General features: G+C 47.1%; 23 protein-coding genes. 9 read left to right on the forward strand and 14 right to left on the reverse strand.

Annotation, left to right across the window (positions count from 1 at the left end):
- The first annotated feature begins 13 nt into the window (after window positions 1-13).
- Window positions 14-871 carry a hypothetical protein gene (locus ACN0VA_RS15045; RefSeq protein ID WP_417821946.1) on the forward strand — a complete coding sequence of 286 codons (858 nt, stop codon included), beginning with the start codon at window positions 14-16 and terminating at the stop codon, window positions 869-871.
- Here ACN0VA_RS15045 and ACN0VA_RS15050 read toward each other — a convergent pair whose 3' ends face one another.
- From ACN0VA_RS15050 to ACN0VA_RS15060, 3 genes are all read right to left on the reverse strand, one after another.
- Window positions 872-1,453, reverse strand: a complete 582-nt coding sequence (locus tag ACN0VA_RS15050) for a D-sedoheptulose 7-phosphate isomerase (RefSeq protein WP_417821947.1) — start codon at window positions 1,451-1,453, stop codon at window positions 872-874.
- A gap of 102 nt (window positions 1,454-1,555) precedes the next feature.
- Complete coding sequence (locus ACN0VA_RS15055) at window positions 1,556-2,200, reverse strand: Crp/Fnr family transcriptional regulator (RefSeq protein ID WP_417821948.1); 645 nt, start codon at window positions 2,198-2,200, stop codon at window positions 1,556-1,558.
- Between the two features lie 16 nt (window positions 2,201-2,216).
- A complete protein-coding gene (locus ACN0VA_RS15060; protein WP_417821949.1) occupies window positions 2,217-3,506 on the reverse strand; it encodes a cytochrome c peroxidase in 1,290 nt (429 codons plus the stop codon).
- Window positions 3,507-3,627: 121 nt separating this feature from the next.
- Here ACN0VA_RS15060 and ACN0VA_RS15065 point away from each other — a divergent pair, with 121 nt between their 5' ends.
- Window positions 3,628-4,530, forward strand: a complete 903-nt coding sequence (locus ACN0VA_RS15065) for a LysR family transcriptional regulator (RefSeq protein WP_417821950.1) — start codon at window positions 3,628-3,630, stop codon at window positions 4,528-4,530.
- Here the strand turns inward: ACN0VA_RS15065 and ACN0VA_RS15070 are convergent.
- Window positions 4,525-6,690: an ATP-binding protein gene (locus tag ACN0VA_RS15070; RefSeq protein ID WP_417821951.1), complete on the reverse strand. Its 2,166-nt coding sequence runs from the start codon at window positions 6,688-6,690 to the stop codon at window positions 4,525-4,527. The two genes, ACN0VA_RS15065 and ACN0VA_RS15070, sit on opposite strands and share 6 nt — an antisense overlap.
- A 325-nt stretch (window positions 6,691-7,015) precedes the next feature.
- Here ACN0VA_RS15070 and ybaK point away from each other — a divergent pair, with 325 nt between their 5' ends.
- Window positions 7,016-7,486 (forward strand): Cys-tRNA(Pro) deacylase, encoded by a 471-nt coding sequence (gene ybaK / locus ACN0VA_RS15075; protein ID WP_417821952.1) that lies wholly within the window; start codon window positions 7,016-7,018, stop codon window positions 7,484-7,486.
- On the opposite strand, the gene ACN0VA_RS15080 is transcribed toward ybaK, so the two are convergent.
- Entirely contained in the window at window positions 7,483-8,391 is a 909-nt protein-coding gene (locus ACN0VA_RS15080) for a DMT family transporter (RefSeq protein ID WP_417821953.1), read from the reverse strand. The two genes, ybaK and ACN0VA_RS15080, sit on opposite strands and share 4 nt — an antisense overlap.
- A gap of 81 nt (window positions 8,392-8,472) precedes the next feature.
- Window positions 8,473-8,844 (reverse strand): VOC family protein, encoded by a 372-nt coding sequence (locus tag ACN0VA_RS15085; RefSeq protein ID WP_188663706.1) that lies wholly within the window; start codon window positions 8,842-8,844, stop codon window positions 8,473-8,475.
- Between the two features lie 84 nt (window positions 8,845-8,928).
- Here ACN0VA_RS15085 and ACN0VA_RS15090 point away from each other — a divergent pair, with 84 nt between their 5' ends.
- Entirely contained in the window at window positions 8,929-9,567 is a 639-nt protein-coding gene (locus tag ACN0VA_RS15090; RefSeq protein WP_417821954.1) for an alpha/beta family hydrolase, read from the forward strand.
- Window positions 9,567-10,196, forward strand: coding sequence for a LysE family translocator (locus tag ACN0VA_RS15095; RefSeq protein ID WP_188663702.1), 630 nt, complete (start codon window positions 9,567-9,569; stop codon window positions 10,194-10,196). Before ACN0VA_RS15090 ends, ACN0VA_RS15095 begins: the two co-directional genes overlap by 1 nt.
- Here ACN0VA_RS15095 and rquA read toward each other — a convergent pair.
- Together rquA and gcvA are read right to left on the reverse strand one after the other, a co-directional pair.
- The gene (gene rquA / locus ACN0VA_RS15100) at window positions 10,189-10,917 is read right to left on the reverse strand and encodes a rhodoquinone biosynthesis methyltransferase RquA (protein ID WP_417821955.1); all 729 of its coding nucleotides are present in this window, start codon (window positions 10,915-10,917) and stop codon (window positions 10,189-10,191) included. The genes ACN0VA_RS15095 and rquA overlap by 8 nt on opposite strands.
- 82 nt (window positions 10,918-10,999) lie before the next feature.
- Window positions 11,000-11,917 (reverse strand): transcriptional regulator GcvA, encoded by a 918-nt coding sequence (gcvA, locus tag ACN0VA_RS15105; RefSeq protein ID WP_417821956.1) that lies wholly within the window; start codon window positions 11,915-11,917, stop codon window positions 11,000-11,002.
- 145 nt (window positions 11,918-12,062) lie between these two features.
- Between gcvA and ACN0VA_RS15110 the strand changes: the two genes are divergently transcribed.
- Complete coding sequence (locus tag ACN0VA_RS15110; RefSeq protein ID WP_308419091.1) at window positions 12,063-12,344, forward strand: ribbon-helix-helix domain-containing protein; 282 nt, start codon at window positions 12,063-12,065, stop codon at window positions 12,342-12,344.
- Between the two features lie 82 nt (window positions 12,345-12,426).
- On the opposite strand, the gene ACN0VA_RS15115 is transcribed toward ACN0VA_RS15110, so the two are convergent.
- From ACN0VA_RS15115 to ACN0VA_RS15130, 4 genes are all read right to left on the reverse strand, one after another.
- Window positions 12,427-14,034 carry a fumarate hydratase gene (locus ACN0VA_RS15115; protein WP_417821957.1) on the reverse strand — a complete coding sequence of 536 codons (1,608 nt, stop codon included), beginning with the start codon at window positions 14,032-14,034 and terminating at the stop codon, window positions 12,427-12,429.
- 68 nt (window positions 14,035-14,102) lie between these two features.
- Window positions 14,103-14,615: an SspB family protein gene (locus ACN0VA_RS15120; RefSeq protein WP_417821958.1), complete on the reverse strand. Its 513-nt coding sequence runs from the start codon at window positions 14,613-14,615 to the stop codon at window positions 14,103-14,105.
- Window positions 14,616-14,751: 136 nt separating this feature from the next.
- Entirely contained in the window at window positions 14,752-15,252 is a 501-nt protein-coding gene (locus ACN0VA_RS15125; RefSeq protein ID WP_417821959.1) for a hypothetical protein, read from the reverse strand.
- A gap of 25 nt (window positions 15,253-15,277) precedes the next feature.
- Window positions 15,278-16,765 carry a carboxypeptidase M32 gene (locus ACN0VA_RS15130; RefSeq protein ID WP_417821966.1) on the reverse strand — a complete coding sequence of 496 codons (1,488 nt, stop codon included), beginning with the start codon at window positions 16,763-16,765 and terminating at the stop codon, window positions 15,278-15,280.
- A gap of 96 nt (window positions 16,766-16,861) precedes the next feature.
- Between ACN0VA_RS15130 and ACN0VA_RS15135 the strand changes: the two genes are divergently transcribed.
- On the forward strand, window positions 16,862-17,566 hold the full coding sequence (locus ACN0VA_RS15135) for a thermonuclease family protein (RefSeq protein WP_417821960.1): 705 nt from the start codon (window positions 16,862-16,864) through the stop codon (window positions 17,564-17,566).
- Complete coding sequence (gene pip / locus ACN0VA_RS15140; RefSeq protein WP_417821961.1) at window positions 17,566-18,525, forward strand: prolyl aminopeptidase; 960 nt, start codon at window positions 17,566-17,568, stop codon at window positions 18,523-18,525. The genes ACN0VA_RS15135 and pip overlap by 1 nt, the downstream gene beginning before the upstream one ends.
- Here the strand turns inward: pip and ACN0VA_RS15145 are convergent.
- A complete protein-coding gene (locus ACN0VA_RS15145) occupies window positions 18,513-19,379 on the reverse strand; it encodes a mannose-1-phosphate guanylyltransferase (protein WP_417821962.1) in 867 nt (288 codons plus the stop codon). The two genes, pip and ACN0VA_RS15145, sit on opposite strands and share 13 nt — an antisense overlap.
- Window positions 19,380-19,483: 104 nt before the next feature.
- On the opposite strand from ACN0VA_RS15145, the gene ACN0VA_RS15150 reads away from it, so the two are divergent.
- Window positions 19,484-19,924 (forward strand): DUF411 domain-containing protein, encoded by a 441-nt coding sequence (locus tag ACN0VA_RS15150; RefSeq protein ID WP_417821963.1) that lies wholly within the window; start codon window positions 19,484-19,486, stop codon window positions 19,922-19,924.
- A 501-nt stretch (window positions 19,925-20,425) separates the two neighbouring features.
- Here ACN0VA_RS15150 and ACN0VA_RS15155 read toward each other — a convergent pair.
- Window positions 20,426-20,628: hypothetical protein (locus ACN0VA_RS15155; protein ID WP_417821964.1), on the reverse strand; the 203-nt coding region annotated here is incomplete at its 5' end.

Genomic DNA, 20,628 nt, shown 5'->3' on the forward strand with positions numbered 1-20,628 from the left:
CATGCAGAAATGCATGGCCCTTTTGCTTGTTTTGTTTTTAGGTGGCTGCTTGAATATCCACACCGATCGCGCCTATGACAAAGCCTACGAATTAACCCGCCAAAGCCAGTGGGTCCCGACTTATATTGAAACGGCACATTTCACGCTTAAAAGCTATCGATCGCCACAACGTTCTACGACGAATCTCCCTTTGATTGTTTATATCGAAGGTGATGGGTCTGCCTGGATTGATATAAATCGTATCGCGCCGGACCCGACCCCTCAGGAACCTTTTATGTTGTCCGTTGCCCTACAGGATACCACATTTGACGCTGTCTATATTGCACGGCCCTGTCAATATGTGATCAACGAGGGAAAAGGCGTAAATTGCCAATATGCATTATGGACCGATGGTCGTTTTAATGAGGTTGTCATTGCAGATATGAACGAGGCCATTGATAAGGCCTTGAAGCAGAAAGCCCGGCGCAATGTCATTTTGGTCGGTGGGTCCGGGGGGGCAACGGTTGCCATGTTGGTTGCTGCACGACGCAATGATGTGAAGGGGATTGTCTCTTTAGCCGGTTTGCTCAATCACAAAAGCTGGACGAACCATCATGGGATTACTCCTTTGGGACAATCGTTGGATACAGGAAGAACTATCTATTCCAAGATTACCACAATTCCTCAAATTCATGTGATGGCGCAGGAAGATACAATTATCCCCAATGCCTTAAGCATCAATGAAATTAATAAAATGAAGAAAATGATCCGTGCCCAAATTCTCTATCGGGTGGAACCTGACATGGATCATGATTGCTGTTGGGGAGCATACTGGGGGAAATACCACCAACCGATCCTAAAAAGCTTCACGCAAACGGGTGTTGGCTCTTAATCAAGGGGCTTCGAAAATAGTATTTTCGACCAACCCACAAATCGTATGGCCCAGTAATAAATGGCCTTCCTGAATTTTGGGTGTATCGGCTGACGGGACCTCCAGTAAAATATCGCATAGATCACACATCGTACCTTTGCGATTTCCCGTCAGGCCGATTGTCGTCAAGTCACGGGCCTTGGCTTCTTCAAGTGCTGCGATAATATTGGGGGATGAACCCGATGTGGAATAGGCAATAAAGACATCGCCTTGAACGCCCAAAGCTTCTACTTGTCGGGCAAACAAACGCTCGTATCCATAATCATTGCCGATTGCGGTCAGAATGGATGTGTCTGTCGTTAATGCAATGGCAGCGAGACCCGGTCGGTCAAAGGCAAAGCGGCTGACCAATTCACCCGCAATATGTTGGGCATCCGCCGCACTGCCGCCATTCCCGGCCAGTAAAATTTTACCAGAATTTTGAAGGGCATGAATGCAAGCCTGTGCTGCGTGATCAACCTTTTGTTTCAAGATTTGATCGTCATTCATCAGGTTTAAAATTCGAATCGTTTCTTCAAGTTGTCTGGTTGTATAGTCGGCCATTTTTATCTCTCTGAATTGCCAAGACTCTCTTATTTGTCTCATTCACCTATGAGACGCAAGAGCTACACACTATCGGTTCAAGGATCAAGAAGCAAAACTTCTTTACGCTTCATCATATTGGCACAATTTTTTTAAGGCCTCAGGGTCTAAAATTCGGATTTTTCTACGCCCTGTTTGAACCAACCCTTGCTGGGTCAGGTGTGACAAAATACGTGCAACAAATTCCCGTGTTGACCCCAAATCATCGGCAATAACCTGTTGTGTGGTATAGACGGTTGCATCGGGGGCGACGCGAACCAATAAATAATGCGCTAGGCGTTGCTTGATGGTTTGGCTGTGATGTTTTTCCAATGCGCTCATCAATCCGAAAACGGTCGAGGATAAGGCTTTAATGGTAATATCCTGAACGATGGCCTCCCCCCGAAACAATTGACGGTATATGTCCCCGGGTAACACCCCGAGAACGGTTTTTTCTTCGGCTTCCACCCATGCCGGATAAAGAAAGCTGTTAAACAGGCTGTTGATTGCCAGTATGCAGGTTTGACCGGGAAGAATCCGATAAAGCGTTATTTGTTTACCCTGCGGCGATAAGGTAAATACCCGCAAAGCCCCTTCCAATACGAAATAGGCCCCTGATACAGATGAGCCCTTATCTAAGACAGGTTGCGAAGGGTCGAACTTTCTACGAACCAGACGGCTGGTAAAAATCGCCCGCCCGGATGTTGATAACTGATTTGCGATATCCATAAAGGGTTGCTCCGGTTTACATCGCAGATGCGGCTTCAATTTTTCGGGACCACGGATTGGATATATTCAATGGGGTACCGCTTAAACTTTTCAAGAAAGAAACAATTTGAGAAATTTCATCCTCATTCAGGCTTTTCCTGCGAGCCAAAAGGACGGGGCCGTCTTTTTCATATAAGACTGTCAGTCCATCTTCTTTTTTGTCTTCGATCTTTAACCCCAATTGTGCTGTGGCCATGACACGTACGGCTTCTTCCAAGGTATCGACCGAACCATTATGAAAATAGGGGGCTGTATGTTCGACATTGCGCAACGAGGGGACGCGCCAAACCCCTTTCTTGTTGCGACCTTTATCTTCTTCCAATTTATGTTTGCTGACATAAGGTGATCCTTTAAATAGAGGAAAAGGACGATAGGGGCTTTTCTGGTCAATCCCCGCCACACTGAAAAGCGGGTCCATATGGCAATTACGACAACCAAGTTGATCAAACAGCATCATGCCTTTCATTTGCTGCATATTCAGGGCATTTTTATCCCCGCGCACAAAGCGGTCATAAGGTGCATCATTGGATATAAGTGTGCGTTCGAAGGCGGCAATGGCGCGTGCGATTGAGTCAAATTCAAGATTATTTGTGCCGAAAACCTGTTGATAGAGATCGCGATAGTTCGCGTCTGCCTGAACAATTTCGACAACTTCTTCCTTATTGGCAATGGCCATCTCTACCGGGTTTGTTAAAGGTCCTCCGGCTTGGTCTTCCAAAGATTTTGCCCGTCCATCCCAAAAGAGTTTTTTCATATAAGCCGCATTGATGACACTCGGGGCATTGCGGTTGCCGTGTAAGCCGTCAACACCAACAGAAACGGAACGTGCATCATCGCCGCCCTTTGAAATATCGTGACATGAGGCACATGATACAGTTTGATTACGCGATAAACGACGATCAAAAAATAAACGCTGCCCCAATTGGACCATTAAGGGATTATCCTGAACTGATAACGGGGGGAGGGTTCGCCAATGTCGCCCGCGATTATCATATACCAAACCACGGGCTGCGACGTCTTGTGCGGGCTTATTATCTGCAATTTCACGCCCGAGGATCACAGCCCTGTCCAACACAGGATTGTTTTGCAGTAAAAAAAGCGCGACGGTTTTGACCGATAAACCCAAGACACCAAAACTCAAGAAAAAGGCAAGGATGTAGCGCCCACTTTTTGAAAAGCCGGAAATAAAAGACAATTCTCCCGATACGAGGAAAATTGCACCGACTCCTAAAATAACGGCTGTCGCCATATATCCGAGCAGTTCCATCTCGATCTCCTGTCCCATAAAATAAACGATTGAACGGAACAACTGTACGAGTTAGCCTTTATTAAAATAAATTTTAATTAAAAATATAATATATAGTTATTAGCTATTAGTTGGTCGGCGCATGAATCTGAATCAGTTGAAATATATGGTTTCTCTTGCTCAATATTGCTCTTTTAAAGAAGCATCCAAACATTGTTGCGTGACACAACCCACGCTTTCCAACGGGATTTCTCAACTGGAAAGCCAGCTTGGGGGAAAGCTGTTTAAACGAACAACACGTTCAGTTGAACTGACGCGCTTTGGTCAACATATTCTGCCCTTAGCTCAGGCGGTTCTTGAAGCGAAAGATGAATTGGAAAAATCTGCTGTTCGTTTTCTTGACCCGGGAACGCAAATCCTTCGCATAGGTATGTCGCCTGTTGTCACGCATCCTCATTTTAACGCTTGTATTCATGCCCTGAAAGACAGTGAACTTTGGTCTGATGTCTTTTTAAAACAATGTTTTATGGATGATATGGCAGCGCGTTTGCAAAACGACACCATTGATCTTGTCTTACAACCGCGTCAGTCGGCAAGACCTTCAATCTATCGGAAGTCCTTATTCCATGAACCCCTGATGTATCTGCCCCCGCAACATGACCTGATCCCTGCGCCGGGCGAAGAGATGGTCGATATACAGACCTTGGAAAATCAGACAATTATTTTAACAGACGGATGTGGATTATCAGACGTTATCAAGGATGCCTTTGACGAGGCGGGGATAACGTTTCGTCGATATCCCGGCCAGGCCTTAAGTTATGATGTGGTGGCGCAATGGGCTGACCTCGGGCTGGCGGGAAGCATTTTACCGCGCTCTCATATTCCAAAAGGGTTTCTGCATGCCAAACCTCTCTTTTATAACGCTAAGCCGATTCTCATTCATTACGAGATAGTCTGGAATATGGCATTTAACAGTAATGGACATCGGCAAAAGACGATTGAACTTCTCTCGCATTATCTGGGTAATGGATCGCAAGTTTTATAGAACTTTTGCGATCTCGCAACAGAGAACATCAAATTTTACAGGCTTGATGACAACGGCGTCGATCCCGGATTTCAGAAAATCCTCACGATGTTCTTTAATCGCGTCGGCTGTAAAGGCCACAATGGGTTTACGTGAATTGGGACCACTTGTGCGCCGAATTTCACGAGAAGCTTCCATACCGTCCATTTCCGGCATTTGAATATCCATCAAAATCAGATCAAAAGCTTCTTTGGCGGCATATTCAACCGCCTCCAGTCCATTATTGGCAATCGTAACCGCATGTCCGCTCTTGCTTAACATCGAACTAATCACTTTTTGATTAATTAAGTTGTCTTCTGCCATCAAGATATTTAACGGTGGCAAAACACCATCTTTCAAAAGCTTGGAACTTTGAGGTTGTGCAGCCGTTTTCACAGGTAAATATAAAGTAAAGGTGGTTCCTTCATTCACTTTGCTTTCTACGCTAAGCTCCCCCCCCATCATCTCGCTTAATTCATGGGAGATGGCGAGTCCCAACCCGGTCCCACCATATTTTTTGGACAGGCTTTGATCTGCTTGTGAAAAACGATTAAAAATAATGCCGAGATAATCTTCGTTTATGCCAATTCCGGTATCGCGAACGGTAATTTTAAGATCGTCATCTCCACCTGCTTTTTTGTCCACATTCATTGAAATATCAATCTGGCCCTGTTCTGTGAACTTAACCGCATTACTCACCAGATTTGAGACAATTTGGCGCAAGCGAATTTCATCGACTTCACACCAATACTCGGTAAACTGGCCAGTATGACTGTTAATATCTATCCCTTTCTTGACGGCGCCCGGACGAAACAGTCCTGCGACATTGTTTAAAATCTCAGCCGGCGAACATATCGCTTTATCCAAATGAAGTTTTCCGGCTTCGATTTTTGATAAATCAAGAATGTCATCCAACAACACCATCAAATTGTTGGAAGATTCTTCCAGATCATCTAGGAGTTCACCTTCCTCTCGAACAATTAACTCATTGCCTCGCAATAATTCCAGAATGCCGCGTATCCCCATCATCGGCGTTCGAAGCTCATGGCTCATGGTTGCTAAAAATTCGCTTTTTGCACGATTGGCCTCTTCTGCGCTTTGCGTTGCTTCACGCAGTTCCGCTTCCATTTCTTTGCGTTGGGTAATGTCATTGTGCGTGCCCGACATACGGAGCGGTAAGCCGTCTTGTGTCCATTCAACCACATTTCCTTTTGAGAGTATCCAAATATAGCTGCCATTCTTGTGGATCATGCGAAATTCGGTTTCATAATAATCCAGATGCCGCTCAAAAGTCTTTTCAATGAGGTTGAGAGCAACCTTCAGGTCTTCGGGATGAGTATTTTCTTGCCACGTTTCAACGGTGATAGGTTCCAGTTCTGCAACGGAGTACCCCAACATCTGTGCAAAACGCTCATTAATGTGGACGACCCCGGTTTGGACGTTCCATTCATAGGTTCCGACGTTGGTGCTCCAAATAATTTCATCCAATTGCTTGCGTTTGTCTTCGGCCAACTTTTTAGCGGCATTTTGTTGTTTCACAGCCCATCCCAAGGCCACAATCATAACCAGCAAGACCACAATACCGCAGACTAACAAGGTTACTTGTGTCTGGAAGGAGTCGATCAGCTTATTTGTTTGGCGATCGACCATCTGTTCGAGTTGGGTTTGATAATGCCACAGATCATCCTGTATTTCACGTTGACGCGAAATGTCATGTATGACAGAAATTAGAACATCTTTTCCGTTCAACTCATACGGATTAGATAGAACTTCAACCGTTTTGATCTCACCGTTTTTCAAACGATGGCGAAAAATAAAGAAATTTCGCCGTTCATTCTTGGCACGCAAGCGTTCCTGCGTGACTTCTTCCTTGGTCAGGACGTTAATGTCCTGAATCCCCATTGTTAGAAATTCATCATGACTGTAACCGTAAAATGTACTGGCTGGTGGATTGGCGTCTATGATCGTGCCGCTTTTGGGGTCGATCACCAAAATGATTGCACTATGGTTTTGTGAAAATTTCTCAAACGATAAATCTGCATGGGCGCGGATGTTTGCGCACAATACAAACACCAAGAAACAGACGAGTGCAAACGCAACTGTTTTATGTTTTTGTGGCAATCTTTTCACAGGCGACTGCATCGTTTCCCCTCAGGCCGTAAGTCTGCCCAGGTTCTTGCCCAAGCTTTTTATAGTGTTAATTAAGTCTGGTAAAAGAATATCCGTTCCACATTTGAACGCAACTCCTTTGATTTATTTTTATAAAAAAGAAGTATTCGGCGCATTTTTATTGCGAAGAAAATGGCTTTTTTTCCTCTCTAAGTATTAAATATGGCACTCGATCTGTCGGGGAGATTTAAGTTAGAAAAGACTGATTCGCCCAAAACATCTTTTATGGTATTTGACATGTGCGTTCCTCTGTAGGATTTTATGGGCCTGACCAGAGACAACAACTTGGCTTATTTCCATGACCCCCGCTATTGATTTGGCAAAAAAGAAAAAGATCACGTTTCAAATCCATCAATATGAACATGACCCCGGTGCCCCTTCCTATGGTGAAGAAGCTGCCGAGAAAATGAATATTGCGATGAACCGGGTTTTCAAAACATTGGTTGTTGCCACGGATCAAAACCAGTTGGCCGTCTGCATTGTTCCTGTGAATGCTATGCTGGATTTAAAAGCTGCGGCGAAATCATTGAAAGCTAAAAAGGCGATTATGGCGGATGCGCGCAAAGTGCAATCCACGACGGGGTATGTTTTGGGTGGGGTCAGTCCGTTGGGTCAAAAAAAATCATTACCAACGCTCATTGATGACAGTGCACAAGGACAAGACACCATTTTTGTCAGTGCCGGTAAGCGCGGACTTGAAATAGAGCTCAGCCCCATAGATTTGCAAAGTTTGACTCGCGCACAATTTGCCACGATTGCCAAAACTTAACTCATTGTTTTCAAACGAATGCTGCGCAGCATTCGTCCGTCCATAATCAGCAATCCCAATAGGATTAACACCATTCCTGCGATTTGGTCCGTCGATAATGTTTCCTGTAAAAAAACGTTGCCCAATGTAATTGCGCTCAGCGGGATAAGGAATGTCACCAGCATTAAATTGGTGGCCCCGCTTGTTTCCAATATTTTGAAGTACAATATATATGCCGCCACTGTACACAGACAGGCAATCCCCAATATTGCCCCCAGAACATCACCGGACGGTATAAAATAGCCTTGTGGAAAACCAAACCATAAGGCCAGAGGTGTCATAATCAGGCTTGAGGCCGTGACCTGCCCGGTGGCGGTCACCATCGGATCAATCCCTTTAAATCGTCGCCCCCAAATCGCGGCACATCCATATGAAATTGCTGCCAACAAAATAGCCGCTTGGGACCAAAATGCGCTTGCCAAACCATGCAGAGCTTCCATCCCGACCATAATCACGACACCAGAAAATCCGATCAGAAGCCCTATAGCTTTGGGCAGGGTTAAACGTTCATCCTGCGTTAGAAATTGTGCCAGAATTACGGTGAAAAAAGGTGTTGTTGCATTGAAAATAGAGGCAAGGGAACCACTGATTTCCTGCTGACCCCAGACAATAAGACTGAAAGGAATGACATTATTCAAGCAGCCCATAACAAGAAAAGCGGCCCAGAGACGCCGATCCCATCCGACTTTGATGCTTCTAAAACGAAGAATGATCCAAAGAATAATACAAGCCAAAGCCACACGTCCCCATACGGTGACGAGGGGAGTAATTTCACGCAAGGCGATTTCGGTAAAAAAGAATGAACCGCCCCACAAAAGGGACAATGTTAGAAGGAGTCCCCAATCAAAAGCCCGCATACGTCCCATCTCTTATCCTTCCTAATTTTATATGTCAGGGCAGGATAGCGTTGGTCGTGCGGGCTTTCTCGCCACATTCGGACTTGGTGATTAGTTTTGTTGGGGATATTGAACCAGGGTAAAGACATTGTTGGCCGGGTCACGGAAATGGGCCAGTGCGCCGCCCCATTCTTCGCGTTCCGGCTTTCCTTCAAAATGCACCCCTTTGGCTTTCAAATCTTTATAAGCCGTGTCAATGTCATCAACAGCAAAAGAAATGCCGGTAAAACGTCCAACCATGCCGGCGGCTTCTGGCTCGCTCAGGTCCAGTTCTTCTAAAATCAATTTGGTCCCTGCCAAATCGTAAACGGCGACACCTTCGCCTTCAAATCCAATGACGAACCCCAATGCATTGACAAAAAAGTCCCGTGTTTCTTCAAAATCACCGGAAAAAATACGAATTGCATCAATCGCGTTGAGCATGGCTTGCATCCTTTTTTATTTGCGTTAGCTTAATGTTGTCTAAACTCTAGGCGAAGGCCTTACACAATTCAAAAGGAAAATACCATGAACTATTTGTTCAACGGCCCCGAAAATGCCGATATTACGTTTGTTTATGCCCACGGCGCCGGTGCACAAATGGATAGCAAGTTCATGGAACGTGTTGCGGAAGGTTTGGGCGAACGTGACATACGCGTTGTTCGTTTTGAATTTCCCTATATGCAAAAACGCCGCGAAACCGGTAAGAAACGCCCGCCGGACCGCACACCCAAATTGTTGAAGGCTTGGCGGGAGGTCATAACGGACCTTGGCGGTAGCGAAAAGCTGTTCATCGGTGGCAAATCACTGGGGGGACGTATGGCGACAATGGTTGCCGCTGAATTAGAAGATGAAGGTACCCCGGTTAAGGGCGTCTGCGTCACCGGCTATCCGTTTCATCCCTTGGGAAAGTCGGAAAAAGAGCATCTGCGCATTGATCATCTGATGACGTTTAAAACACCAACATTGATCTGCCAAGGTGCACGCGACAGTTTTGGTTGGTGGGACGAGGTTGTCGAATATGGCTTGCCTGATACAATTGATTTTCATTGGGCTGATGATGGGGATCACGATCTCAAACCTCGCGTTTTATCCGGGCGTACCATGCGCGAAAACCAGATGGAAGCCATTGATGCGATTGCAAACTGGTTGAAAGAACATGTGTGATGCCGATTGATCCTGCAACTTTGCTGGCCTTTGCGCTTACGGCTGGGGCCATTGTGCTTTCCCCCGGTCCTGACACGGTTCTTATTTTGCGTTATGCGTTGAATTCAGGGCGCAATGTCGGGTTTGCAACGGTTTTGGGCGTGCAAATTGGGTTGGTTGGTCATACCTTGCTGGCTATTTTCGGTATCTCTGTCATCATTGCCTCCAGTCCTATTTTGTTTAAACTGGTGGCGACGTTTGGGGCGGCCTATCTGGCATGGATCGGCATTCAGGGCTTTCGGGGAACAACCCTGAAGTTTGACAGCCAAGGCCCGCAAATCACGTGGAAAAAGGCCATGATCGACGCCACGGTGTGCAACTTGCTGAATCCGAAGGTTATTATTCTGTTTTTGGCTTTGTTGCCGAACTTTGTTGATCCAGAAAAGGGGCAGGTCACCCTGCAATTGGTCATCCTTGCGCTTGTCTTGGTCCTGATTAATGTTTTATGGCAGGCTCCGCTTGCTTGGGCAGCAGACGCGGTTAAGGCATGGCTGTCGCGTCCGCGTGTTCAAAAAACAGTTAATGCGACGACCGGGGCTTTCCTGCTGTTTTTCGCAGGTTTGATGTTATGGGAACATTTAATCAAGTAGTCTTGCGGCGTTCGGCAACCACTTTTTGATACATACCGCCAAACAAGGTTTCCTTGCGCCAGATAACATCGTTGTTGTCTGGTGCATATTCTGCAATTTCCTTGTGCCACAAACCTTTTGCAAAAGGTTCCAGCCAATCAAAAATTTTGCTCATAACGGGCTTTAACGGATGAAGGGGGGAAGGTTTGTGATAATCGACAAACACGACTTTGCCCCCCGGCTTTGTAGATGCGAGCAAAGCCGAAACAATTTTACTTTTCATGGCTTCCGGGACTTCATGGAGCAAGAAGAAACAAACCACCGTATCATATGGGGTTGATCGTACAACAGACGCATCCCCGATCATAACTTTGGCTTGGTTCATGCCTGCAACCCGTTTGCGTGCCGTTTCTACTTGAATAGGGGCAATGTCGATCACATCGAGTTGCCCGTTTTCACTGACAGCATGGGCGAGTTTGGTTGAAAAACGCCCATAAACGGCGGCGGCTTGCAAGACGCGTGATCCCGGTTCAATCTCTTCTACCGTTTTACGGATCAAACGCGATGCATTCCCCCACAAAATGGCGGCCACTACGGGTGCGGAACTCAGCCACGGCACCGTTTTTGGATTTAAATAGGCCCAAGTGTAGGTTTCGCGCAAATAGTCCGGCACGCCTGTTGGTGTTGACGTACAAGCTTGTGCAGCAGATGTATCGCCATCCTGCTTTCTGTAAAAAGTCATGAGCCCCCTCATTTGATACGTTCTAAAAATATATTCATACTTTTGAATGCACGTAAAGTGACGGTTTTGGGGCATAGCTCCGTCAATTTTGCATAGCTGCTTCTTCTTGCACCCATTTTCGAAAGAGAACGACTTTTTCAATATCGCCGCGTCCTTCGGGATAGGCGAGATAATAACCGTCTTGTTGATCCGGCATGACCGGGGCTTCGAACGGGATAATCAACTCCCCACTTTGTAATTCGTCCAAGACGGCGGTTTTGCCTTCCAGTGCGACACCCAATCCGTTAATGGCTGCGGCAATGGCGAGGGTCGCGCGGTTGAAATGCAATCCTTTTGCCGGGTTAATGCCTGCCACACCGGCATTGTCCAACCACATGGACCATGATGTCAGGCGTGCTTCACTATGGATTAATGTATGACCCGCAAGGTCTTGGGGGCAGGTGAGGGGATTTCTGTCGCGCATGAGCGCCGGTGAGCAGACAGGCACCATTGTTTCGGGGAAAAGCATTTCGCTGACCAATCCGGGCCACACCCCGCGCCCGTACATCAATCCGACATCAAATTGACCGGACAGGCTTTCGGTCGGATTTAAGGTTGAATTGACCCGAATATTGACATCGGGGTAGGCACTGACAAAACGATGCAAGCGCGGCATCAACCATGATTTTGCAAAGATCGGCGCGGTTGCGACTGTTAAAATATCGGCGGCCCCTTGTGCCATAACCGAGACAACCGCCTTTTCAATCTCATCAAAAGATCGTGTCAGGCTGGGTAAAAGCGCCTTGCCCGCATCACTTAATCGCAAAGCTTTGTCGTGTCGTTTGCCTTTTGCAATACGATGAAACAGTTTCACCCCAAGATAATCTTCCAAGGCTTGCACTGCATGAGAGACCGCAGACGGTGTGACATGCAGGTCTTCCGCAGCTTGTTTAAAGCTTAAAAGTCGGGCGGCTGCTTCAAAAGACCGTAATTGGGGGAGAGGGGGAAGGGATCTGGGCATCGTTTCACATGAATTAAATTCAACATATCAATGAAATCTTATCGTTTGTTCGAAGCAATGGAAAGGCATAAGAATAAAGAAATAAGAAAAACAAAAAGCCAATAGAGCTAAACAATTAAATTTTCTCACGGGGAGTTTCGACAATATGATGACGCAATCTGCACAAGCGGTTAACATTTACTGGGAACATCGCGGAATGGCTGTGCCACTTATGACTGAAAAACTCTCTTTACGAAAAAGATCGGTAACGATCGCGGGACACGGGACCAGTGTATCGTTGGAAAATGCGTTTTGGGATGCGTTGAAAGACCTTGCGGATGAACGCGACATGTCGATGAATGCGCTGATCACCGAAATTGACAAAGAACGCACAGGCAACCTGTCCAGTGCAATTCGTGTCTTTATTCTGGAAAATACCCGCAGATAAAATAAAGGCTCCCGCAGCATAATTGCCGGAGAGCCTTTGAAAAAAAGCCCCTGTTTTTACGCAGGGGCATTTTGTTTTGTAATTATACGAATTCTTTGAAGAAATCGTTGCCTTTGTCATCCACGATGATAAAGGCGGGGAAATCTTCAACTTCGATTTTCCAAATGGCTTCCATACCCAGTTCAGGATATTCCAGACATTCCATTTTCTTGATGGATTTTTGCGTTAATTCCGCAGCAACCCCACCGATAGATCCCAGATAGAAGCCGCCATGCTTGTTGCAAGCATCCGTTACAGCTTGTGAACGGTTTCCTTTGGCGACCATTAACATGGACCCGCCATTGGCTTGGAACAGGTCAACATAAGCATCCATACGTCCGGCTGTTGTCGGGCCGAAGGAACCTGATGCGTAACCTTCCGGTGTTTTGGCCGGACCGGCATAATAAACTGGGTGATCTTTAAAATACTGCGGCAATTCCTTGCCTGCATCCAGCAGTTCTTTCAGCTTGGCATGGGCGATATCGCGCGCCACAATCATGGTGCCTGTCATTTTCACACGGGTTTTCACCGGATATTCAGACAGGGTTTTCAGGATATTTGCCATAGGCTGATTCAAATCGATGGACACTTCCTGTGCGCTTTCAGCATCAGCGACAGGCAAATAATCTGCCGGATTATCGCACAACTGTTCAATGAAGACACCATCTTTGGTGATTTTTGCAAACAACTGACGGTCTGCGGAACAAGACACACCAATAGAAACCGGGCAGCTTGCACCATGACGTGGCAGGCGGACGACACGAACATCATGGCAGAAATATTTACCACCAAACTGGGCCCCCATGCCCATGTCCTGTGTCATTTTCAGGACTTCCTGTTCAAATTCCACATCGCGGAACGCTTGCCCTTTATCGCCGCCACTTGTCGGCAGGTTATCCAGATATTTTGCAGAGGCCAGCTTGGTTGTTTTCAGGTTGGTTTCTGCTGATGTCCCGCCAATGGTGATGGCAAGGTGGTAGGGCGGGCAGGCCGCTGTCCCTAATGTGCGGATTTTTTCATCCAAAAATGCTTTCAGGGAGGCGGGGTTTAACAAGGCTTTGGTCTGTTGATACAGATAGGTCTTGTTTGCCGACCCGCCGCCTTTTGCCATAAACATAAATTTATAGGCATTGCCTTCGATTGCATAAAGGTCAATCTGTGCCGGCAGGTTATTGCCTGTGTTGACTTCTTCATACATATCGACAGGTGAGACTTGCGAATAACGCAGGTTCAGGTCGGTATAGGCTTGTGCAACACCTTGGGAAATGGCTTCTTCGTCTTGCCCATCAACCCAGCAATATTTCCCACGTTTGCCCATTACGATCGCCGTTCCGGTATCTTGACAAAGCGGCAGAATACCATCGGCGGCAATGGTTGCGTTCTTGATCATTTCAAGGGCGACAAAACGGTCATTATCAGATGCTTCGGGGTCATCCAAAATGCTGGCAACCTGTTTCATATGGGCCGGGCGCAGTTTATGAGAGATTTCCTTGAACGCTTCTTTCGTCAATAAACGGATGGCTTCGGGGTCAACTTTCAATACCTCTTTGCCGTCCACCTCGATCGTGGATACAAAATCCGAAGTTAGTTTGCGGTATTGAGTGGTGTCATCACCCACAGGGAACATGTCATAATAAACGGAATCGCTCATCTCTATCTTCTCATTCAATAGGTCTGTGAAACAAAAAAAGGGGCTGGAAGAATCCAGCCCGAAAAAAACTATTTCTTATTGCGAAAGGCATCCAGTGCAATCACATTGTCTTTGCCCTCTTCAGAGGTATCGGATGTCTTCTCTTCATCCGATTGTGATTGCATCATGCCTTCGTCATCATCATCCATCACATCGTCGTCATCCAGATCTTCAGGATCAAGCATTTCCATCTTGAACTGTAATCCAAATTTCACGCTCGGATCGGCAAAACCTGTAACGGCCTCAAACGGCACGTGGATCGGTGTTTTTACTTCGCTGAAGCTCAAAACCACGTCAAAGTACTCTTGCGTCACTTCCAGGTCCCAATATTCGTGTTCAATCACAATTGTGATTTCTTCCGGATATTGATCACGCAAGCTGTCGGGCATGATCACATCGGGATGATCGGTGGCAAAAGTAATATAAAAATGGTGGTCGCCCGGCAGGCCGTTTTCCTGACAATAGGTCAGGGCTTTGCGCACCACACTTTTCAGCGCGTCTTCGATCCAGCGGTCGTATCGTAAGGTGTCCATGATATCCATGAAAAGCTTTCTTGGCTTGGAAAATACTATAACTTGCCCTCAATATAGAACCGAACACAGAGCAAGGTAAACTTATTTTTCCATCCCTCTTGTACCAACCTTTGGTATAGAGAAAATCAAAAGGGTCAACGTCGCTTTATCGGCGTCGTCTTTCCGGTCCTGTATAGGCCGCTTGGCGGCGACGTTCTTCTTCTTTTGCGCGTTCCAGTTCGTCTTCATCGTCGATATCAACAAGGTCCATTGCGCGGTAAGGATAGGTGTATTTCTGCACTACAGCTTCGCCTGTATCAATCTGGCCTTCTTCATATCCCTGAATGGTTTGGTCTACGATTGCCTCAATCAGCTTTCCTGTTACTTTGCGCAAAACATTTTCGTCATAGAGATATTCTTTGTCGTAGATGATTTTTTGTAAATCCAGACGATGATGAGTTACAAACTTCAACAACAACAAGGCAAAGGCCTTTTTCTCGATATAAGTCGGGGCAATATCGAGAATGTCCTTCAACGTTAAATAAACGAGATTGGGAAAACGTTGTGTTTCTTCAATATCTTCGAGGTAACCAATCACATCGTTGAAATAGTTGGCCCGTTCCGCATCCAGTGTTTTTAAATTCTTTTCAACGATTCTTTTATGCATGGTTACTTCGCCCGTCTTTTTCTTCTCAATCCATATATCTCTTTTTAAGATGAGTAATAAACACCTCAGGATCAAGGGTCTTGCCTGTCGCATTTTTTAAAAGTTCTGGTGTAGAAAGTTTTGACCCCTGTCCATGCACGTTGCTTCCAAGCCAATCCATCAGTCGCGTAAAACGCCCTTGCGCAATATCTTCATCCAGACTGGGCAAGGCTTTTTGGGCGGCGTCAAAAATCTGTGCGGCTGTCATTGCGCCCAGAGTATAGGTCGGGAAATATCCCCATGCGCCGTCAAACCAGTGAATATCCTGCATACATCCGTCACGATCACTTTCGGGCCGGATTCCAAGCATTTTTTCCATCGATGCATTCCACGCGGCCGGGATATCTTCAATTTCCATATCGCCTTCGATTAAGGCGCGTTCCAGCTTGTAACGTAAAATCACATGGGCAGGATAGGTGACCTCATCGGCATCGACGCGAATAAAACCGGGTTTGACTTCGCGATACAGGCGGATAAAGTTTTCAAGGTTCCATGCTTCGCCTTGTCCTTGAAAGGCAGTGCACATATGGGGGACGGCATAACGTAAAAATGCATCGGACCGGCAGACCTGCATTTCCACCAGCAAAGACTGGCTTTCATGCATACTCATGCCCCGTGCCGCACCAACCGGGTTATAACGCCATTCTTTCGGCAATCCCCGTTCATAAAGGGCATGCCCGGTTTCATGCAGGACACCCATCATGGCAGAGGTAAAATCATTTTCATCATAACGGGTTGTGAGGCGGATATCATCGGGCACACCCCCGCAAAATGGATGGGCGCTGACATCCAGACGACCATGATCAAAATCAAAGCCTAAGGCAGACATAAATTTACGTCCTAGGGCTTCTTGTTTTTCGATGGCAAAAGGGCCTGTGGGGCGAATGGGTGCCTTGCCTTTTTGTTTTTCCAGAACGGATTGAAGAAAGTCAGGTAAAAATTCTTCAAGTCGGGCAAAGATCGGGTCGATATCGGCGGCTTTCCCGCCGGGTTCGTATTGATCAAGCAGGGCATCGTAAAGGCCGCAATCCAGCTTTTGCGCTTTGGCCTGTGCGGATTGACGCGACAGATTTAAGACTTCTTTCAAGGCCGGAACGACACGGGCAAAATTACCATCGGGGCGGGCTTCGCGCCAAATACCTTCACAAGTTGAAGTCGCACGCGACATGGCCTCGACCAAATCTTCGTCCAATGCTGTTGCATGGGTATGGGTGCGGCGCATTTCATAAAGGTTTGCCGTTTGCCAATCATTCAAATCGTTATCAACCTCGGCCTCGTTCAGCAAATCGGCCAAGGCGGGTTCCGTCATCATGGAATGTCGCAAGGTTGCCAGTAAAGCCAGTTGTTCGGCGCGGGCTTCAGCGCCGCCTTTGGGCATCATGGCTGCCATATCCCAATGCAACATTGCCGAGGCTTCGCCCAAAACCTCTGCACGTTTAAATTTCTTTTCCAATTGTGTGTAAGCGCGGCTCATGTCATGTTCTTCTTGTTGTTTCAATTCAATAATCCCAGACGGCTCATTTGGCCCAATGCCAGCAGCAGTCCCAACGTAATCATAATGGCAAGCAGTGTGAAGCGGTTCATTCCAAGCTATCTTTACCTTATTTCCACTCTGTTGTTTGTGGGGCTATCGGGCTTTTGGGTCAAGGGTGCATTCGCCCAATCCGTAACCGATACGATTAAAGATATCCAATTACCCTTTCATGTCACCCTTGAAAAATCCGGTAATATCCGTCTGGCTGGCCTGCTTTTTGACTCGCAATCAACAGGATTGAACGATCTTGTCAAAAAAGGCGACCGGGTCAGGGTACGCCTGCTATCGGACAAGCCAGACAGGTATGGCCGAAAACCTGCTCATTTGTATTTAAAAGACGGACGCTGGGTTCAAGGTGAACTGGTGCGTGAAGGCAAGGCAACGCCCTTTCCCTATTCCGGTGAAACCGCCTTTGTTCGCGATCTTTATTTGCTGGAAACACGTCAAGCCTATTCGGCCCTGTCAGAAACCATTCCACTGAATGAATTTGCCATTATAGAGGGTCGCGTTATAGATGTTGCCGAGATTAAGGGCACAACCTATTTGAATTTTGGCAATAACTGGCGTAGAGACTTCACGATTAAGATTTCTAAAAAGGCGCAAAAAAAATTTCGTGCATTCGGGTTTGACCTCCCCACATTAAAGGAACGTGATGTGCGTATTCGAGGCTGGGTTTTTCAACAAAACGGTCCTATGATAGCGCCTGAACATCCTGCCCAATTGGAAGTAATAGAAAAATAATGCCTTTTAATCATCACGGTTCAAACCTGTTTCCCACCCTTTCCCCCAATCACAGCGGCATGCTGGATGTTGGCGATGGTCATTCGATTTACTGGGAAGAATGCGGGAACCCCGACGGACAACCGATCTTGTTTTTACATGGTGGGCCGGGGGCAGGATGCGCGCCGGTGCATCGGCGTTTTTTCGACCCTGATCATTATCGTATCGTTTTACTGGATCAACGCGGTTGCGGTCGTTCTGTCCCGGCGGCCTCAATTGAAAATAACACCACTGATCATCTGGTGGCCGATTTGGAAAAACTACGTCGTTTGCTCAAAATCGAAAGTTGGTTTGTGTTTGGTGGATCGTGGGGCAGTACTTTGGCGCTGGCTTATGGTGTGGCCCATCCAGCCCGGTGCAAAGGTTTCATCCTGCGCGGTGTTTTCATGGGCCAAGATTATGAAGGCGATTGGTTCCTCAATAAAATGGGGACCTTCCAACCCGAAGCCGCGCGTGCATTCATCCATTTTCTACCAACAGAGGAACGCACGGATATTTTAAATAATTACGTGCGACGATTAAACCATTCCGACCCTGATATTCATTTACCCGCAGCCTTTTCGTGGTCGTCTTATGAAGAAGCCTGTGCGACACTCCTGCCGTTTAACAACCCCGGACAACCGGACCCGCACAGCACCTTGTGCCTTGCCCGCATGGAAGCACACTATTTCCAGCACGACTTTTTTATGGAAAAAGATCATCTTTTAAACAAGCTGCACCGCATCCTCCATTTGCCCTGCATCATCGTGCAGGGGCGATACGATGTGGTTTGTCCGCCTGTTACCGCTGAGCACTTATCGCGCAGTTGGCCGAACTCTCAATTGATCATCGTTCCTGATGCTGGGCATAGTGCCTTGGAACCCGGCATTCGTCACGCTTTGGTCAATGCCACACAGGCGTTTAAAGTTTATTCTGACTGATCGGCAATTAAGCGAAGGGCTTTCCAAATGCCGGGCCATGTGCCCAGATCGGACCATGATGTCAACAGGGAGACCACGGCGCACTGATCGTTTTTTTCCAGAATGGCGACATCAAGGGATTGCGATGCACACGGGCCATAATCCAGAATGCCATCCTGATTTTGTGCCAGTGCTTCTTCGCAGGCTTGCAACACATCCGGGCAATGGGTTTGGGCCAGTTTGATCAAGGTTTCCGGTGTGACGCAAAATATACCGGCATTCCAAACAAAGCGCCCTTGTGCGAGCAAATTACGGGCTGTTTCTTTATCGGGTTTTTCAACAAAACGTTCGACCTTATGTCCGCTATAACCGGCATGCAGGCGTGTGCCGACCTCGATATAGCCATAATGTGTGACGGGTCGGTCCGCAACGGCCCCAAACGTGACGATCCAGCCATTTTGCGCCGCACTTGCCGCATCGATTACAGCGCGGGAAAAGGCGGTTTCGTCGCCGATAAAATGGTCGCTGGGACAAATCAATAAGGGATAATTTTCCCCGCGCGCCTGTGCCCAAAGGGCGGCACTTAGACAGGCCGCCAAGGTGTTTTTGCCTTCGACCTCCAATAATAGGTCTTCCAGATCAAAGGCGATATCGTCGGCTTGTTCCAGAACAAGGTCTTTCAGCCGGACATTTGCAATGACCAAGGGGAGTAAACACTCGGCTATATCAATGCGTTCCAGTGCCTCCTGAAAGGGGCTGTCGTCATCCAATAAAGGCAGGAACTGTTTTGGTCGCTCTTCACTGGACAGCGGTTGCAGGCGCGTGCCCGATCCACCGGCCAGAATAACGGGGCGTAGGGTTGTTATCTCTGTCATGGGGCGATTTATACCTATTTTTTCAACCTTCCAGCAACGCGAAAGTCACAATTCGGTCTTAATTATAATGTTTTCTTGTGACAATCCGACGAAAGGACATTCATATGACGTACTTAAGACTCTTTTCCATCCTCGGCGTTTTTCTTATGAGCGCCGCGTTCACCCACGCACACGCCACCGACGTGACGGTCTACAAGTCGCCTTATTGTGGCTGTTGTACGGCCTGGAGTGAACATATGCGCGACAATGGTTTTACTGTCACGGAAATTAAACGCGAAGATATGGACACCATCAAAAAAGAGATGGGCGTCCCTGAACAGATGGAATCCTGCCACACCGCCATGATCGACGGTTATGTCGTTGAAGGCCATGTCCCGGCAGATGATGTAAAACGTCTGCTTAAAGAACGTCCCAAGGCCAAAGGCCTGTCCGCCCCGGGTATGCCGATGGGCTCACCGGGGATGGAACAAGGCGGCATGAAAGACCGTTACGTTACCGTTCTCTTTGACGAAGACAATAATATGAGTGCCTTTGCTCGTCACTGATTTAAAAAAGGCCACCAATCCCCCACCGACAACTTCACAGCAGGCTTACAGTTATCTGTATGGCCTGCTTTTTTTGTAACTTGCTTTTGGATCGTTTTTTGCTATTTTGCCCTAAGTGTCCCCGTAGCTCAGCAGGATAGAGCATCAGATTCCTAAAAGAGAAATTGGGCATTAAGGTTGGAAACATCTTAATGAATCCGCTCAAACTCAGGGAAGCCTTTAAACTGGTAATCCTGAGCCAAGCCCGAAATCCTTTTCGGGAAGGTGCAGAGACTTAACGGGTGGTGCCTAAGTCCTTTGAGGATATGGCAAAGAGAAAGTCCAGACCACAAAGCCGCGAAGCTCGCGGTGGCGGCGAAAGTCGTAGCTGGTATGAATCTGAGGGCCGGAGGTTCGAATCCTCTCGGGGACACCACTTTCCAAGTATTTACTTGTGTTGTTTTGCAGAGGCTTTAGCAATTAAATCAAGCCGTCCTCAAGCCCCTCTATTATGCATCTTTCTTAATTTTTCCCGTTGGGTTTGAAATGAGACACATTGTTTCTGCCAACTCGTGCCCCCGAACGAATCATTCCACGGTCCTTGATTAATTCAGATACTGGGCTGGTATATACCCCGGTTTGGGTCAAAGTCATACTGTCGGTGCGATCACCAGCCTTTTGGGTATCGCAGTATTCGGACAACCAGATGATGCTCTGGAAGTTGA

The organism is Terasakiella sp., from assembly GCF_048267425.1.
Taxonomy (GTDB): Bacteria; Pseudomonadota; Alphaproteobacteria; order Rhodospirillales; family Terasakiellaceae; genus Terasakiella.

What these genes read in the sequence shown, in the direction of transcription:
- ACN0VA_RS15060 (WP_417821949.1), bottom strand. Translation starts at nt 3,506, where the DNA reads ATGGAACTGCTCGGATATATGGCGACAGCCGTTATTTTAGGAGTCGGT.
- ACN0VA_RS15115 (WP_417821957.1), bottom strand. Translation starts at nt 14,034, where the DNA reads ATGAGCGATTCCGTTTATTATGACATGTTCCCTGTGGGTGATGACACC.
- ACN0VA_RS15150 (WP_417821963.1), top strand. Translation starts at nt 19,484, where the DNA reads ATGACGTACTTAAGACTCTTTTCCATCCTCGGCGTTTTTCTTATGAGC.
- ACN0VA_RS15120 (WP_417821958.1), bottom strand. Translation starts at nt 14,615, where the DNA reads ATGGATATCATGGACACCTTACGATACGACCGCTGGATCGAAGACGCG.
- pip (WP_417821961.1), top strand. Translation starts at nt 17,566, where the DNA reads ATGCCTTTTAATCATCACGGTTCAAACCTGTTTCCCACCCTTTCCCCC.
- ACN0VA_RS15065 (WP_417821950.1), top strand. Translation starts at nt 3,628, where the DNA reads ATGAATCTGAATCAGTTGAAATATATGGTTTCTCTTGCTCAATATTGC.
- ACN0VA_RS15080 (WP_417821953.1), bottom strand. Translation starts at nt 8,391, where the DNA reads ATGGGACGTATGCGGGCTTTTGATTGGGGACTCCTTCTAACATTGTCC.
- ACN0VA_RS15110 (WP_308419091.1), top strand. Translation starts at nt 12,063, where the DNA reads ATGATGACGCAATCTGCACAAGCGGTTAACATTTACTGGGAACATCGC.
- rquA (WP_417821955.1), bottom strand. Translation starts at nt 10,917, where the DNA reads ATGACTTTTTACAGAAAGCAGGATGGCGATACATCTGCTGCACAAGCT.
- ACN0VA_RS15050 (WP_417821947.1), bottom strand. Translation starts at nt 1,453, where the DNA reads ATGGCCGACTATACAACCAGACAACTTGAAGAAACGATTCGAATTTTA.
- gcvA (WP_417821956.1), bottom strand. Translation starts at nt 11,917, where the DNA reads ATGCCCAGATCCCTTCCCCCTCTCCCCCAATTACGGTCTTTTGAAGCA.
- ybaK (WP_417821952.1), top strand. Translation starts at nt 7,016, where the DNA reads ATGACCCCCGCTATTGATTTGGCAAAAAAGAAAAAGATCACGTTTCAA.
- ACN0VA_RS15045 (WP_417821946.1), top strand. Translation starts at nt 14, where the DNA reads ATGGCCCTTTTGCTTGTTTTGTTTTTAGGTGGCTGCTTGAATATCCAC.
- ACN0VA_RS15145 (WP_417821962.1), bottom strand. Translation starts at nt 19,379, where the DNA reads ATGACAGAGATAACAACCCTACGCCCCGTTATTCTGGCCGGTGGATCG.
- ACN0VA_RS15085 (WP_188663706.1), bottom strand. Translation starts at nt 8,844, where the DNA reads ATGCTCAACGCGATTGATGCAATTCGTATTTTTTCCGGTGATTTTGAA.
- ACN0VA_RS15070 (WP_417821951.1), bottom strand. Translation starts at nt 6,690, where the DNA reads ATGCAGTCGCCTGTGAAAAGATTGCCACAAAAACATAAAACAGTTGCG.
- ACN0VA_RS15130 (WP_417821966.1), bottom strand. Translation starts at nt 16,765, where the DNA reads ATGAGCCGCGCTTACACACAATTGGAAAAGAAATTTAAACGTGCAGAG.
- ACN0VA_RS15090 (WP_417821954.1), top strand. Translation starts at nt 8,929, where the DNA reads ATGAACTATTTGTTCAACGGCCCCGAAAATGCCGATATTACGTTTGTT.
- ACN0VA_RS15125 (WP_417821959.1), bottom strand. Translation starts at nt 15,252, where the DNA reads ATGCATAAAAGAATCGTTGAAAAGAATTTAAAAACACTGGATGCGGAA.
- ACN0VA_RS15055 (WP_417821948.1), bottom strand. Translation starts at nt 2,200, where the DNA reads ATGGATATCGCAAATCAGTTATCAACATCCGGGCGGGCGATTTTTACC.
- ACN0VA_RS15095 (WP_188663702.1), top strand. Translation starts at nt 9,567, where the DNA reads ATGCCGATTGATCCTGCAACTTTGCTGGCCTTTGCGCTTACGGCTGGG.